General features: G+C 69.1%; 14 protein-coding genes and 1 pseudogene. 9 read left to right on the top strand and 6 right to left on the bottom strand.

Translation table 11 applies throughout. The annotated features are described in order from the left end of the window. Window positions 1–22 precede the first annotated feature (22 nt). The 6 genes from MKK82_RS26305 to MKK82_RS26330 form a co-directional block, all read right to left on the bottom strand. Complete coding sequence (locus MKK82_RS26305; RefSeq protein WP_058191684.1) at window positions 23–1444, bottom strand: multicopper oxidase family protein; 1422 nt, start codon at window positions 1442–1444, stop codon at window positions 23–25. Between the two features lie 41 nt (window positions 1445–1485). Further along, window positions 1486–3000 (bottom strand): TolC family protein, encoded by a 1515-nt coding sequence (locus MKK82_RS26310; RefSeq protein ID WP_243987291.1) that lies wholly within the window; start codon window positions 2998–3000, stop codon window positions 1486–1488. A gap of 61 nt (window positions 3001–3061) precedes the next feature. Further along, a complete protein-coding gene (locus MKK82_RS26315; RefSeq protein ID WP_243987292.1) occupies window positions 3062–3403 on the bottom strand; it encodes a hypothetical protein in 342 nt (113 codons plus the stop codon). Window positions 3404–3539: 136 nt separating this feature from the next. Then, window positions 3540–4019: a hypothetical protein gene (locus tag MKK82_RS26320; RefSeq protein ID WP_058191687.1), complete on the bottom strand. Its 480-nt coding sequence runs from the start codon at window positions 4017–4019 to the stop codon at window positions 3540–3542. Window positions 4020–4456: 437 nt separating this feature from the next. Next, a complete protein-coding gene (locus MKK82_RS26325) occupies window positions 4457–5065 on the bottom strand; it encodes a DUF2231 domain-containing protein (protein WP_152997469.1) in 609 nt (202 codons plus the stop codon). 353 nt (window positions 5066–5418) lie between these two features. Then, on the bottom strand, window positions 5419–5664 hold the full coding sequence (locus tag MKK82_RS26330; RefSeq protein WP_152997470.1) for a hypothetical protein: 246 nt from the start codon (window positions 5662–5664) through the stop codon (window positions 5419–5421). 322 nt (window positions 5665–5986) lie between these two features. Here MKK82_RS26330 and rpoH point away from each other — a divergent pair. The 9 genes and pseudogenes from rpoH to MKK82_RS26375 form a co-directional block, all read left to right on the top strand. After that, window positions 5987–6856, top strand: a pseudogene (gene rpoH, locus MKK82_RS26335) (RNA polymerase sigma factor RpoH); the annotation flags it as partial. A gap of 152 nt (window positions 6857–7008) precedes the next feature. Beyond that, window positions 7009–7563, top strand: coding sequence for a sigma-70 family RNA polymerase sigma factor (locus MKK82_RS26340; protein WP_147724604.1), 555 nt, complete (start codon window positions 7009–7011; stop codon window positions 7561–7563). Next, entirely contained in the window at window positions 7560–8210 is a 651-nt protein-coding gene (locus MKK82_RS26345; protein WP_147724606.1) for an NrsF family protein, read from the top strand. The genes MKK82_RS26340 and MKK82_RS26345 overlap by 4 nt, the downstream gene beginning before the upstream one ends. Window positions 8211–8580: 370 nt before the next feature. Next, complete coding sequence (locus tag MKK82_RS26350; protein ID WP_058191690.1) at window positions 8581–8823, top strand: hypothetical protein; 243 nt, start codon at window positions 8581–8583, stop codon at window positions 8821–8823. 277 nt (window positions 8824–9100) lie between these two features. Next, the gene (locus MKK82_RS26355; protein WP_147724608.1) at window positions 9101–9520 is read left to right on the top strand and encodes a hypothetical protein; all 420 of its coding nucleotides are present in this window, start codon (window positions 9101–9103) and stop codon (window positions 9518–9520) included. 81 nt (window positions 9521–9601) lie between these two features. Beyond that, window positions 9602–10006 carry a FixH family protein gene (locus MKK82_RS26360; protein ID WP_058191818.1) on the top strand — a complete coding sequence of 135 codons (405 nt, stop codon included), beginning with the start codon at window positions 9602–9604 and terminating at the stop codon, window positions 10004–10006. Then, the gene (locus MKK82_RS26365; RefSeq protein ID WP_058191692.1) at window positions 10003–11523 is read left to right on the top strand and encodes an efflux RND transporter periplasmic adaptor subunit; all 1521 of its coding nucleotides are present in this window, start codon (window positions 10003–10005) and stop codon (window positions 11521–11523) included. Before MKK82_RS26360 ends, MKK82_RS26365 begins: the two co-directional genes overlap by 4 nt. After that, complete coding sequence (locus tag MKK82_RS26370) at window positions 11520–14687, top strand: efflux RND transporter permease subunit (RefSeq protein WP_243987295.1); 3168 nt, start codon at window positions 11520–11522, stop codon at window positions 14685–14687. Before MKK82_RS26365 ends, MKK82_RS26370 begins: the two co-directional genes overlap by 4 nt. A 16-nt stretch (window positions 14688–14703) precedes the next feature. Further along, entirely contained in the window at window positions 14704–15183 is a 480-nt protein-coding gene (locus MKK82_RS26375; RefSeq protein ID WP_058191694.1) for a DUF411 domain-containing protein, read from the top strand. Window positions 15184–15492 lie beyond the last annotated feature (309 nt).

Genomic DNA, 15492 nt, shown 5'->3' on the forward strand with positions numbered 1-15492 from the left:
ACGCGGTCCCGCTCGCGCGGGCTCAGTGATCCTGGTGACCGCCGGAATTCGAGGCGGACCGGCGCGTCCGCGGATCGACGACCCGGAGGTCGGTCTCCCGGGCGCGCCTGCCCTTCGGCGTGTCCGGCGAGCGGCTCGGCTCGGGCATCGGGTCGCCTGTCCATTCGTAGGCCAGGGTTCCCTCCGGATGCCGGTACCAGCCCGGGTCCCGGTAATCGCCGGCGGCGAGCCCGGGGCGGACCTTGAGCACGGTGAACATGCCGCCCATCTCCACGGACCCGAACGGACCCGCGCCCGTCATCATCGGCAGGGTGTTGTCGGGAAGCGGCATCTCCATCTCGGTCATCATGCCGCCGCCCGTCGATCCCATCGGCATGTAGCCCGGGGCGATCTTGCGGATCTGCTTGGCGGTGCTCTTCAGGTCCACGCCGATGTAGGTGCGCACCGAGTGCCCCATGGCGTTCATGGTGTGGTGCGACTTGTGGCAGTGGATCGCCCAGTCGCCCGGGTTGTCGGCGTTGAACTCGATGGCGCGCATCTGCCCGACCGCGACGTCGACCGACACCTCCGGGAGCTGGTAACCCTCGTTGATCCAGCCCCCGTCCGTCCCGGTGACCTTGAAGTCGACCCCATGGACGTGGATCGGGTGGTTGGTCATGGTCAGGTTGCCGAAGCGCATCCGGACCTTGTCGCCCTGGCGCGCGACCATCGGGTCGATGCCGGGCCAGACGCGGCTGTTGAAGCACCACATGTTCATGTCGAGCATCGTGTTGACCTTGGGCACGTAGGACCCGGCCTCGATGTCGTAGGCGTTCAGGAGCCAGACGAAGTCGCGGTCGACGCGGCGCTCGGCCGGGTCGCGCGGATGGACGACGAAGAAACCCATCATGCCCATCGCCATCTGGATCATCTCGTCCGAGTGCGGGTGGTACATGAAGGTGCCCGAGCGCCTCAGGATGAACTCGTAGACGAAGGTCTTGCCCGGCGGGATGCCGGGCTGGGTCAGCCCCGCGACCCCGTCCATGCCGTTGGGCAGCGTCTGGCCGTGCCAATGGACGGCGGTCGCCTCCGGCAGGCGGTTCGTCACGAAGATGCGGACCTTGTCGCCCTCGACCGCCTCGATGGTCGGACCCGGCGACTGCCCGTTGTAGCCCCAGAGCCGGGCGTCCATGCCGGGCGACATCTCCCGCACGACGGGCTCGGCGACCAGGTGGAACTCTTTCCAGTCGCCGCGCATGCGCCAGGGGAGCGTCCAGCCGTTCAGCGTCACCACCGGCTGGTAGTCGGGCCCGCTCGTCGGATAGAGGGGCGGCTGCATCACCGCCTTGCCCATCGTCGGCGCCTCGGGCAGGCCGGCGGCCTGGACGCGCCCGCTGACCATCGACGAGCCTGCCAGGATGAGGCCGCCGGCCCCCAGGATCCGTCTGCGCGAGATGTCGGTCATGGTTGCTCTCCGAATGTCGTTCGATGACCCGAAGGCCGCTCTCAGCCGCCGGGCGTCGCCACCGCCAGGCTCGTCGCGCCGCTGCCGCCCGCCGGCTCGCCCCCGAAGCCGCCGCCCGAGAAGCCGCCGCCGACGGTCGCGGCCTTGAGGTCGGTCGCCGCGATCCAGAAGTCGCGCTGCGCCTCGATGGCCTGGATGTTGCTCACGATCCTGGCGCGCGCGTCGACGATGAGCGTCGTGACGTCCAGGAGCATGCCGCTGTACTGGAGCAGGGACTGGTCCAGGATCGTCCTGCGCAGCGGCAGGACGCTCGTCTGGTAGTGACGGGTGATGTCGTACTGCCCACGATAGCGCTGGTAGGCCTCACGCACCTCGGAGCGGGCGTTGACGGCGCGTTCGGCAAGCCGGTTGGCGGCTGCGAGGTAGGTCTCCTTCGCCCCGCGTACCGCCGTCGTGCCGAAATCGTAGATCGGGATGACGACGTCGGCGGAGTAGCCGTTCAGGCTGCTCCGGTCGGTCCTTGCGCCGCCCGCATCGACGGTCCTGGACCGGGTGTACTGATTGGCGAACCCGACATCGAAGACGCTGACGAAGCCGCTGGCCTGGTTGAGGCCGTACTGACCGACGAGCGATTGCAGCTCGAAGCGGGCCGCCTGCACGTCGGTTCGCTTCCGCATCGCCTCGGCCTCGATCTGCTGCCCGCTCGTCAGGCGGCCCGGCAGCGAAGGCAGGCCGTTCGGAAGCTTGAAGTCAGCCTCCCGTCCCCAGAGGCCGAGGAGGCGGGTCAGCCGCTCCCGCTCCGCACGCTGCTGGACCCTGGCCTTGCCGAGCTGGGCGCCGAGTTCGCTGTAGAAGGCGTGCTCGCGCGCCTGTTCCAGCTTGTTCAGCGCGCCGGTCTCCCCCAATTGCTTGGCCAGCGTCGAGGCCGACCCGGCGCCGGCCAGCGCCTGCTCCAGGAAGCCCGTCGCCTGATTGGCGGCCACGGTGCGATAGAACTGCCGCCGCGCCTCGCCGCCGAGCCGCAGCACCTGCTCGGCCGCATTGTACTGGTCGGCCCGGAAACGGTCGCGCGCGATCTCCGTACGCGCCGGCAGCGTGGCCAGCTCCAGCAGGCTGCCCACCACGGAACGCTCGATGTCGGTGTTGAAGCCAAGCCCCCACTGGGTGATGGCCAACCTCGGAGCCGGCGGCAGCGTGGCCTGGACGAACTGCGCTTCCGACACGCCGAGGTCGTTGAACGCCGCCTGCAGCCCCTTGTTCTTGAGGAGGGCGACCTGCACGGCGCCGTCGGCCGTCAGGGACCGCCGCAGCAGCTGGTCCACCCGGGCTTCCGCCGTGGGCGCGAAGCCTTCGTCGCTCGCCTTCACGATGTCCTTGCGCAATTCGAGCGCGGCGTAATCACCGGCGACGGACAGGCCGGCGTCCGGCGAGAAGCTCGCGCATCCGCCAAGGACCAATCCGATCACGGACAGGGTCACGGCGGTGCGCAGGTGGCGCGCCAGGGCGGCCTCGGCCGCCCCGTGCGCAATCGTGCCGACATCTCGCGGCGCGGTCATCGTGCGTCCCTCATGACCGATAGTCCGGGCGCGGCACCCGTTTCGTTACAGCGGCAGGCCATCATCGGCCTCCCGCGTCGCGCTTGCCGCCCATGCCGGGCATCCCTTCCATCCCCGGCATGCCCTCCATGCCGCCGGCGCCGGGCTTGGGCCCGACCTGACGGTTGAGCTCACGCCAGTCCTTCGGCTCGACGACATCGAAGCGCTTCACGCCCGCCGTCACCGAGGAATAGCGGGGGGAGCGGACGGCAACGGTCGGATCCGCCGGCATGACGAGCCGCTCGGGGCCGCCCGCCGGCACGCAGGCCGCGAGCGGAAGGACCGCCGCGAGCGCGGCCGGTCTTGGCAACTTGAACATCGTGGTTATCCCGAACGGACATGACCGGCCGCGCACGGTGACCATGGGCGTCGCTCCGGCGGTCCGTCCCACGGCGGGGACGCACGTCGCCGTCCGCGCCAACGGCGGTCGGATTGCTGGGGTGATCTCGATGGCCGTCCCGCCGGAGCGGCCGTAGGCGGGCGCTAGTCGCGCCCGCGCGTCAGGCGCCGAGCCTCGGCGGCCGTTCGATCCGAGTCGGATGGGCGTCGACGACGCCGTCTTCCTGCGCGATCAGCACGCGGTCGGACGAATGCGCTTCGAGGCATGCCCCCGACCAGGATGCCGTCGGTAGCGCGACCTGGCCGGCGAGGGTACAGCAGGCCGCCAGGCAAGGGCCCTTGTGGGCCCGCTGACGGTGCTCGGGGCAACCCGGCTCCTGGGACGTCGATCGGGCGGCCGAAAGGTCCACTGCCGGCGAGCCGCGTTCCGAGGCCACCACGTTGACGAACGGAGCCGACGGTCTCGATGCCTCGCCGTGGTCGTGGTGCACATGCCGCCCAGCCTCGGGCGAGACCGCGGGCTTCGCGTGGTCCGCATGCCGGTGTGCCGCCGCGGCATGCGCCATCGTGCACGGCGCAGCCGGCGCGACGGCCACGGCCAACGCGACCACGAAGAGCACAAATGTGCGCAGGACGACCAACGATCAGGGACCTTTCCTAATCCAACGTGAACATCGCACGTCGTTCCGGCTCCGGCAATGCATCGCCCGAGACGAAGCCGGGGAAAGGGTAAGCTGTTGGATTTGGGCAACGATGTCTTCGGAGGGCATCCGTATAATCGCTGTTCGAGCGACGGTTGGGGAAGGAACGCGAAGCCGCGAAGTCAGTCTTCGCGCGCGGTCTGCGGCGGTTTCCGCGAAACCGCAGGCGCCCCTTCCGGTGGCGTCGGAACGGACCTCGCAGATCAAGGCGTCATGGCATCGGCCCGGAGGCATCGAATTTAAGCGTCGCCGGGGAGGACCGTCGAATCGATGTGGGGCCGGGTCCGAAGGCTTGAGGGAGGACCCGGCGGACAACGGCTCGGGGGCATATCGCTGAGCTGGCGGCACGACGGCCACGATGACAACCCCACACCGGTTCAGTGGGTGTGGTCGTGGGCATGGGCATCGGATGCCGACCCCTTCCCTGGGCCGGTCCCGCCCGGGTCCGGATTCGAGGTCGCGTCCCCGGCGCGTGCGCCGTGATCGTGATCTGAGGGGTGTCCTCCCGCGCTTCCGGGATGCGCGTGGCTGTCCGACTTCGGGAGGGCCATGACACCAAGCCCGTAGCGGTAGACATTCTCGCCGCCGAGCCATCCCGTCACGGCCAGGGCCCCCGACCCCGCCGCGAGCAGGGCGATCAGCACGATCCCGGCGCCCGCCGGCCTCCTGCGGTCGTACCAGGCGGCGACGGCGGCCGCGACGAAGGCGAGCGCCGTGCCGAGGGCCCAGCGCAGATGGACGGTCATGTTAACGTGAGACACCTCGTCGTGCGCCACCGAATTGTAGGCCCACCAGCCCGTTATCAGCGTGGCCGCCGTCACCAGCAAGCCGATGCCGAGGTTCCATCGTGCCGCTATGGTGGCCGCGCCCCCTGACGGCCGTGCAGCCAGCAAGGTGCCGGCGACGAAGAGGACGGAGGCGGTCAGGAGGAGCGCCACCGTGAAATGAACGACGACCGGATGCCAGTTGGGGATGATCTCGAACATGCCGGAGCTCCAGGGACGACGTAGGATGATGTTGCGGCAGGTGCGCCGGAGCCCCGGGGTCGCTTTCCGCTTCGAGCCACGAATGCGGCACCCGTCGGAAACCGCCGGCCGAACAACCTGCCAGGGTCAAGCCGCGGTCCCCGAGGGCGGTATCGCCGGCTACCCAGCAATCGCCACGAAACCTCATCGGCGACCGCGCCGGCTCATGAGCCCGCGGTCGCCGAGGCCATCATACCCCGTGGAGGTTTAATGACGAAATGTAAGCTTGGCAAATCGCGATGTCGAGCGACACGCGTCCGCTTGACGGACTTGCAACTCCGTCGCTCGACATCACGTCATGAGCCTAAGACCCGTCAATGCCGGTCGTCGGAGTGTCCGTCCTCGCCGTGGCCATGCTCGTGCACGACCTCGTGATGGTCTTCGTGGTGTCCCATCTCTCGATGCTCTTCGACGACGTGATGTTCGTCATGATGGCCATCGTGATGGTCGCCATGGATGGTTACGGAGGGTCCGTCGTCGGCCCTGGCGGGATGCCCGGCAAGGGACAGCGCCAAAGAGGCGGATACCGCCAAGGCGAATGCAAAGAATGGCTTGTTCATCGTCGTCTCCCATCGGATCGTGGACGGCCTATGGAACGCGACATTGCCCATATACGATCCGGGGGTATAGTCGGATTTATCTCGGACGGGACAGCCGCGGTCCGGCCTGCGGCAGCGATGACCTTCCCGAGGCGGATGCGTGCCTCGGGCTCCGTGGCGTCGGCTCACGCGTATCGTGCGATGTAACCTTCCCGGTCTTCTCGTCGGATTGATGGATGTGACGGTCGACCCGTTGTTCGCGCGACCGACGCGGGCGGTCGGAGCTGCGCAACGCCGCCGGTCCCACCGGTGCCGGTGTTCCTGCGAGAGGGAGCGGACAATCATGACGGCAGGCACGCTCGCTGATCTTTCCTCGGGCGAAGGCCTGTCGCGTTACCTCGACGAGATCCGCAGGTTTCCGATGCTGGAGCCGAACGAGGAGCTCACTCTCGCCAAGAGCTGGCGCGGCGGGGGTGACCGGGAGGCCGCGCACCGCCTCGTGACATCACACCTGCGTCTCGTCGCCAAGATCGCCATGGGCTATCGCGGCTACGGCCTGCCGATCGGCGACGTGGTGTCGGAGGGCAACGTCGGGCTGATGCAGGCGGTCAAGCGCTTCGATCCGGACAAGGGCTTCCGGCTGGCCACCTATGCGATGTGGTGGATCAAGGCCGCGATCCAGGAATACGTCCTGCGCTCGTGGTCGCTCGTGAAGATGGGTACCACTGCCAACCAGAAGAAGCTGTTCTTCAACCTGCGCAAGGCCAAGGGCAAGATCTCGGCCCTCGACGAGGGCGACCTGCGGCCCGATCAGGTGAAGCAGATCGCGACCCGTGTCGGCGTGCCCGAGCAGGACGTCATCGACATGAACCGCCGCCTCTCCGGCGACGCCTCCCTCAGCGCGCCCCTGCGCGAGGAGGGCGAGGGCGAGTGGCAGGACTGGCTGGTGGACAACAGCCCGAGCCAGGAGACGGTGCTCGTGCGCGAGCAGGAGGGCAAGAACCGCCTGACGGCGCTCCGCGACGCGCTGAGCGTCCTCAATCCGCGAGAGCGGCGCATCTTCGAGGCGCGCCGGCTCGCCGACGACCCGATCACGCTGGAGGACCTTTCGGGCGAGTTCGGCGTATCGCGCGAGCGCGTTCGCCAGATCGAGGTGCGCGCCTTCGAGAAGGTGCGGGAGGGGGTCAAGCGCAACGTCGCCGTAAGAGAGCTGTCCCATGTCGGCATCGACGCGCGCGATTGGCCGTCCGTGAAGCCGGGAAGCCGACAAGCCCGTCAGCCTTCGATGGCCGCGTTGTCACGCACACCCACGCCGCCGTGTGGAAGCGGGATACGTCCGGCCCGCGCCGAGGACGACCGGGCCCCGTGATCCACCGCGAGGTCGAGCTCCGTACGCTCCTGACGGAAGGCCTGCTGGGCCGATCCGCGGACTATCGTCGGTTCCTGGAATGCCTGGGACCGCACCTTCGCGCATACTATAGGAACAAGTTGAGCCGGTCGGGACGCGGCGACACCGAGGCCGAGGACCTGGTCCAGGAGACCCTGATGGCGGTCCATACCCGACGCCACACCTATGACGTCACCCAACCGGTGACCCCATGGGTCTACGCCATCGCACGCTACAAGCTCATCGATCACCTGCGGCGCACCCGGCCCGGGACGGCAGACGTCCCGGTCGAGGACGCCGGCGAACTCATGGCCGCCGATGATCATACGGCGACGGAGAGCACTCTCGACGTCGAGCGCCTGCTCGCGCGGTTGCCCGCGAAGGCACGGCTGGCGATCAGGTCGATGAAGGTTGAGGGCTTGAGCGCGGCGGAGGCGGCCGAGCGGGCCGGGATGTCGGAGACGGCGGTCAAGGTGAGCGTCCATCGCGGCCTGAAGGCCCTGGCGTCGTTCGTGGGAGGCAGGACGAAATGAAGACCGACGAACTCATCGGCCTGCTGGGCACCAGCTTCGAGCGCGAACCGGTCGGGACGCCCTGGATGACGCGCCGGCTCGCGCTGGCGGTCGCGGTCGGCGCGACCGCCGCGCTGTTCCTTGCGCTGGCGTTCCTCGGCTTGCGCCCCGGCCTCACGCAAGCCCGGCCGCTCCTGTTCCTCGCGTTGAAGGTCGCGTTCGCGGCCGCGGTCGGGGGGCTCGCGCTGCGGTACCTCGTCAGGGCCGCCAGGCCGGGCGGCGAGAGCCGCGTGCATCTCGGGGTCGTGGCCTCACCCTTCCTGGCGGTCGCGGCGCTCGCGGGCGTGAGCCTCTCGATGACACCGCCCGCGCATTGGCACGGCCAGATATCCGGCCATACCTGGCTCGAATGCCTCGTCTCGATTCCCGTGATCGCCATCGTTCCGTTCGCCGTAATCACGTGGGCTGTTCGACGGTTCGGGGCGCCGACGGATCTCTTGCGGGCGGGTGCCTTGGTCGGCCTCTCCGCGGGTGCCGTCAGCGCCCTCGGCTATTCGCTGCATTGCATGGACGACACCGTTCCGTTCGTCGCCGTCTGGTACGGGGGGACGATCGCCATCTGCACGCTGGCCGGGGCGCTCCTGGGACCGCGCCTCCTTCGCTGGTAGCGGTCCGTTTCGTGACATCCTCCGGACTGCCCGACCGATTTCGATGGGCGACGTGACGGTTCCGGCGCCCGCTCGCCGGTCGGCGCTTCATGCCGCCGGGCCTCGGTGCAGTATCTCCGAGATTGGGAATCGGCCATGACGGGCACGATCCGTCCTACCCGCCCCGCGCCCGTGCGAGCGGCGTGCCGAACCGTACGCATCCCGCAGGCGATTGCAGGCGCCTCTCCCACCGGGTGAGCAAGGCGCCGCGCCAGGCGACACCGGCCGTACCAAACAAAAGCTTTGCGACGCGCTGTAACGGTAAGCCCAGGACATCCGGACTTAAGGATGAGGAGCAGCAAGCTTCCCACCGGAAAAAACGGGTCCCGCCATGAAAAGCAAGATCATCACCGCCTTCGCAGGCATTGCCATGCTCGCCGGACTTCCGGGTTACGCACTGGCGGGGTGGATGGACAACGTCCCGGCCCGTTTCCTGCCTCAAACCCATCAGTCGCAACGGGCCACGCCGCATTACGTCGAACCGCCGGAAGTCGGCCTGACGACCGGATCGATCAACGCGGTGCCCCGCCGCCCTGACGCCCGCCCGCCGGCGTCGCCCTCCCAGAACTTCTGACGCTCCCGCATGTCCCGGACCGGCAGTTCGGGCTTGCAGGGTGTCGGAGCGTCGCGTTTCCCGGCGCCCGGGAATGGCCATGGCGGGCCACGCCGGACGCGCCATGGCGAGGTCCGGCAGGCTCACGAGGGATGGGGGCCCGGGACACCATCCCGACGCGGTCGGTCGGCGGGTTTGCCGACCGACGGAACGGAGCCTTGACCATCCCTACGCGGGACGGGCCATCTCCTCCGACACTGGCCTTCCGCCCGGATCGAAAAACTGGCATCATGAATTCGTGACGTTCTTGATCGCCCTTCGGCGACTGTTGCCGCTCATGGCGGTCCTCAGCCTCGCCCTGACGCCGGTGGCCGCTCCCGCGGCCGCCGCGGGCATGCGCGCGTTCATGACCGCGCAGGCGCTGGCATCGCATGTGGCGACGCCGGCCCTGGACCATGCCGCCATGGCGGGGATGGACGTGGGCGACACGGACATGGCCGGCATGCCGTGCTGCCCGCCCGGGAAGGCGGCGAAGCCCGACTGCGCCAAGGCGGGTTGTCCGCTGCTGGCCCTCTGCCTCGCCAGCATCGCCTCCCTCCCGCCGACCGCGGCGTCCGTCCCGGCACCGGTGGCGACGCGGACGAGCCGGGCTTGGCCCGATGCGGCGTCCTTCGCCAACGTGTACGGCCCCCCGTTACCCGAGCCCCCCCGAGCCTGAGCCCGATGCCGCCGGCGTGAGCGCCGGCACGATGCCGCGCGTCCACGCGTGGCCATCCATCGTGTTCAGGAGACGAACCCCGTGATCAAGAACCCCCTCGCGCGCGCTCTCGCGGCCGCGCTGCTCGGTGCCGCCCTGTCGGTAACGGCCATGCCGGCGCTCGCCGGCATCAAGGACTACGCCTTCGAGCTGACCCGGACAGAGGCGAAGGTCGGCGAGGCCGTCCTCTCGGTGCGCCTCGTGGACAAGCGTACCGGCAAGCCGGTGCCGGACGCGGTGATCTTCGCCAAGCGCATCGACATGGCGCCCGACAGCATGAACGAGATGACCTCGACGATCGAGCAGATTTCCTCCACGGAGCCGGGCCTCTACCGCTTCAAGGCGAAGCTCACGATGGCCGGAGGCTGGCGGCTGTCGCTGGGGGCGAAGGTCCAGGGCGAGATAGGCACGGTCGAGGACAAGCTCGTCTTCAAGGCCGTCAAATGAGCCGCTCGGCATGGCTCGTCGGCTCACTCGCCGCGCTCGCGGTTGGGGGCGCCGGGTACTGGGCGTGGCATGATGGCAGCCTCGCTCCGGTCCTCGTCGAGCGCGCACGGACCGAATTCGCCCACCGGGTTCCGGCCGCCATGGCGGGTCCGCAGGCGCCGGCGTCGGCGAAGGTCTCGGGTCAGGTGGTGTACTACCAGGATCCTGATGGGAAGCCCGTCTACTCCGCGTCGCCGAGAACCACTGCGGACGGGCACGACTTCCGGGCGGTGCGGGCCAGCGAGGACGTGCGCTTCGACAAGGCCCGGGAGGGCGAGGCGATGTCCCCCGACATGGCCGGGCACGACGTGCCCGGGCACGACACGGCGGCGCCTGGAACGACGAAGGCCGAAAAGCCCGACGCGGGCACCCGCAAGCTGCTCTACTACCGCAACCCGATGGGCCTGCCGGACACCTCGGCGACGCCCAAGAAGGATTCGATGGGGATGGACTACATCCCCGTCTACGAAGGCGAGGACAGCGACGGCAACGTCGTGACCCTCTCGCCCGGCAAGGTCCAGCGCACCGGCGTGCGGACCGAGGTCGTCGAGCGCCGGGTCGTGGCGCAGCCCGTCCGGGTGCCCGGAACGGTCGCCCTCGACGAGCGTCGGGTGACGGTCATCGCGACCCGCTCGGACGCCTACGTCGACCACGTCGAGAACGTCACCACCGGCGACCGCGTCCGAAAGGGCCAGGCGCTGGTCCACGTCTACTCGCCCGAGATCAACGCGGCGGCGGCCCAGCTCATCGCCAACCCCGGCTTCGACGGGTCTCGGAGGCGCCTACAGAACCTGAACGTCTCCGAGGCGGTCATCGAGGAGATGGAGCGCACCCGGAAGGTGCCGATGGCGATCACGTGGTCTGCGCCCCGGGACGGCATCGTCCTGCAGCGGACCGCCATCGAGGGCATGAAGGCCGCGGCCGGCGACACCCTGTTCCGCATCGGCGACATCGCGACGATGTGGGTACTGGCCGACGTGCCGGAGCGCGACCTCGCCAACGTCCGCGTCGGGCAGGTCGCCACGATCCGCCTGCGTTCGGCCCCGGGCCGTACCTTCACCGGCAAGGTCGGAGTGATCTACCCGCAGGTGAACCCTGAGACCCGGGTCACGCGGGTGCGCATCGAGCTCCAAAACCCGGACGGCACGCTCCTGCCCGACATGTACGCCGACGTCGAGATCGCGACGGGCGACGCCAAGCCGGTCGTGGCGGTGCCGGACGACGCGGTCATCGACACCGGCGAGCGCCAGGTCGTGCTGATCGACCGGGGCCAGGGTCGCTTCGAGCCCAAGGCCGTGAAGGTCGGCGTGCGCGGCGGCGGCTACACCGAGATCCGCGACGGCGTCGCGGCCGGCGACACGGTGGTGACGGCGGCGAACTTCCTCATCGACGCCGAGAGCAACCTGAAGGCGGCGCTGCAGGGCATGGCGCCCCCCAAGGACGACCGGCAGGCCGCCGACGCGGGAGCGACGCCATGATCGCGCGCCTCATCGGCTGGTCGGCCCGCAACCTCGTCCTGGTGCTGGTCGGAACCGTGTTCGCGGTCGCGGCCGGCGTCCTGGCGCTGCGGACCCTTCCGCTCGACGCCATCCCCGACCTCTCGGACGTGCAGGCCATCGTCTACACCGAGTACCCGGGTCAGGCTCCGCAGGTCGTGGAGGATCAGGTCACCTACCCGCTGACCACCGCCATGCTGACGGTGCCGAAGGCCAAGGTCGTGCGGGGCTTCTCGTTCTTCGGCGTGTCGTTCGTCTACATCATCTTCGAGGACGGCACCGATCCGTACTGGGGCCGCTCGCGGGTGCTCGAATACCTCAACGCCGCCGCCAGCAAGCTCCCGGCCGGCGTGACCCCGACGCTCGGGCCCGACGCGACGGGCGTGGGCTGGGTCTACCAGTACGTCGTGGTCGCCAAGGAGCGAACGCTCGCGGAACTCCGGTCGCTGCAGGACTGGGTCGTCCGGTTCGGTGCCTCGCGCGCCGAGGGCGTGGCCGAGGTCGCCGGCGTCGGCGGCTTCGTCAAGCAGTACAACGTCGTGGTCGACCCAAACCGGCTGCGGGCGCAGGGCATCAGCCTCAACAAGCTCCGGGACGCGATCCGGTCGAGCAACGCCGACGTCGGCGGCCGCACGGTGGAACTCTCCGAGTTCGAGTTCATGGTGCGCGGCCGCGGCTATCTGCGCAGCGTCGCCGACATCGAGAACATCGTCCTGAAGACCGCGGGCGGCACGCCGCTGCGGGTCCGGGACGTGGCCCGCGTCGAGCTCGGCCCGGACGAGCGGCGAGGCCTCACGGAGATGAACGGCGAGGGCGAGGTCGCCGGCGGCATCGTCCTGCAGCGCTTCGGCGCGAACGCGCTGAACGTCATCGAGGGGGTGAAGGCGAAGCTCGCGGAGGTGGCGAAAAGCCTGCCCGCGGGCACCGAGATCCTGCCGGTCTACGACCGCTCGCAGCTCATCGACGCGGCCATCGAGACCCTGCGTCACACGCTCGTCGAGGAGAGCATCGTCGTCTCCATCGTCTGCATCGTGTTCCTGCTGCACGTCCGGAGCGCGCTCGTCGCCATCCTGATGCTGCCCGTGGGAATCCTCATGGCGTTCGTCGGCATGCGGGCGCTGGGTCTGGGCGCCAACATCATGAGCCTCGGCGGCATCGCCATCGCGGTCGGCGCCATGATCGACGCCGCCATCGTCATGATCGAGAACGCCCACAAGCACCTGGAGCGGGCGCCGCCGGGCAAGCCCCGGGTCGAGATCCTGGTGGAGGCAGCCTCCGAGGTCGGTCCGTCGTTGTTCTTCTCGCTCCTCATCATCACGGTCTCGTTCCTGCCCATCTTCACCCTGGAGAGCCAGGAAGGACGGCTGTTCGGGCCGCTGGCCTTCACCAAGACCTTCGCCATGGCGGCGGCCGCGATCCTGTCGGTGACCCTGGTTCCGGCGCTGATGGTGCTGTTCGTGCGGGGCCGGATCATCCCGGAGCACCGCAACCCGCTGAACAGGCTCCTCATCTGGCTCTACCGGCCGCTCATCGCCGGCGTGCTGCGAGCTCGCGTCCTCACCATCCTGCTCGCCCTTGGCATCCTCGCGGCGACCGTCTGGCCGGCCCGGCAACTCGGTTCCGAGTTCATGCCCGACCTGAACGAGGGCACGCTGATGTACATGCCGACGACCCTGCCGGGCGTGTCGGTGACCAAGGCCGCCGAGCTGCTGGCGACCCAGGACCGCATCATCAAGTCCTTCCCGGAGGTGGCCTCGGTCTACGGCAAGGCAGGTCGCGCCAACACCGCGACCGACCCGGCGCCGATGGAGATGTTCGAGACCATCATCACCCTGAAGCCTCAGGCAGAGTGGCGCCCGGGGGTGACGCAGGCCTCGCTCAAGGCCGAGATGGACAAGGCGCTGCAGTTCCCGGGCGTGTCGAACGCCTGGACGCAGCCGATCCGCGCCCGCATCGACATGCTCTCGACCGGCATCCGCACGCCCGTCGGCATCAAGGTGCTGGGAACGGACCTGAAGGAGATGGAGGGCGTCGCCCGCCAGGTCGAGGCGGTGGTGCGCAACGTGCCGGGCACGTCCAGCGCCTACGCCGAGCGGGTCATCGGCGGCTACTTCCTCGACATCACACCGGACCGGGAGGCGCTCGGCCGTTACGGCCTGATGGTTGGGGACGTGCAGGACGTCATCGCGACCGCACTCGGCGGCCAGAGCGTGACGAACACCGTCGAAGGGCGCGAGCGCTACACGGTCAACGTGCGCTACCCGCGGGCCTTCCGGTCCGATCCGCGGGCCATCGCCGACGAGGTGCAGGTGCCGCTGCCGGCCGGGGGCACGGTGCCGTTGCGCGAGGTCGCCAAGGTGGCGCTGACCCGCGGACCGACCTCGATCCGCACCGAGAACGGCCAGCTCGCGGTCTACATCTTCGTCGACCTGAGCGGACGCGACCTCGGCGGCTACGTCGCCGACGCACGCGCCGCCGTATCGAGGGAGGTGAAACTGCCCCAGGGCACGACCTTGCAGTGGAGCGGGCAGTACGAGTACCTGGAGCGGGCCGAGGCGCGCATGAAGGTGGTGGTGCCGCTGACGCTGCTCGTCGTCTTCCTGCTGCTGTTCATCAACTTCCGGCGCCTGACCGAGACGCTCATCGTCATGCTGTCGCTGCCGTTCGCCCTGGTCGGCGGCATCTGGCTGATGTGGTGGATGGGCTTCAATATGTCCGTGGCGGTTGCGGTCGGCTTCATCGCGCTCGCCGGCGTCGCGGCCGAGACCGGCGTGATCATGCTGGTCTACCTCGACCACGCCCTCGACGAGGTCCGGGCCGCTTGTGACCGCGAGGGGCGGCCCCTGTCCCGCGAGGATTTGCGGCGGGCCATCATGGTCGGCGCGGTCGAGCGGGTGCGCCCGAAGATGATGACGGTCACCGCCATCATGGCCGGCCTCATCCCCATCCTCTGGAGCACCGGCGCCGGCTCCGAGGTCATGCAGCGCATCGCGGTGCCGATGATCGGCGGGATGGTCTCGTCGACCGTGCTGACGCTCGTGGTGATCCCGGCGGTCTACGGCTTGGTCAAGGGCTGGGGGCTACCGAGGTCCGATACCGCGGTGAAATCCGTCGAACGTGAAACATTACCGTTGGCAGCCGAGTGAGGACGGGAGAGCGAACATGATCGACACGACGAGGACGACCCGGCGCGCCGTGGTCCTGGGCATGGCGGCATCGGTGGCCTTCGGGCGGCATGCCCTGGCGCAGGGCCTGCCAACGGTCGCGGTGACGAAGGACCCGACCTGCGGCTGCTGCGAGAAATGGGTGGCGCACCTCCGCGAAAACGGGTTCACGGTGACGGTGACCGAGGGGCCCGTGAACCCGCTCAAGGTCCGCCTCGGGGTCCCGAGGGAACTCGCCTCCTGCCACACCGCCCAGGTCGGCGGCTACGTCGTCGAGGGGCACGTCCCGGCCGGGGCGATCAAGCGCCTCCTGGTGGAGAAGCCCCAGGGTACGGGGCTGGCTGTGCCGGGGATGCCGACCGGATCGCCAGGCATGGTGGTCGAGGGCATGGAGCCGGACGTCTACGACGTCGTCCTGTTCGGGCCGTCCGGGCGCGGCACCTTCGCCCGCTATCGAGGCGACACCGTCCAGTTGTAGGCCGACAAGCATGGCGAGAGCTTGAGGACATCGTTCTCGCCACCCTGATGGCTCCGCATGCGGAAGCATTCAATGGGCGCCAGGCGGCCTTATCGCTACGTGTGTAGCCAACAATACAAGAAAAGCACGGCGGCGATGGCCAACGACGCCATCAGGAAGGACCGTTGCGCCGCCTTCAGGACATGCGGCCGTACCTTGCGTCGGCGCCTGCTTCCGCCCCCCCATTCCCCGATCTGCCGGGCGAGCTTCTTGCCGGTCATCGCCCCATGATCCGATACCGAAGCATTATCGAATGGGCGACGAGGCGTA

The sequence above is a fragment of the Methylobacterium sp. E-046 genome, assembly GCF_022829625.1.
Taxonomy (GTDB): Bacteria; Pseudomonadota; Alphaproteobacteria; order Rhizobiales; family Beijerinckiaceae; genus Methylobacterium; species Methylobacterium longum.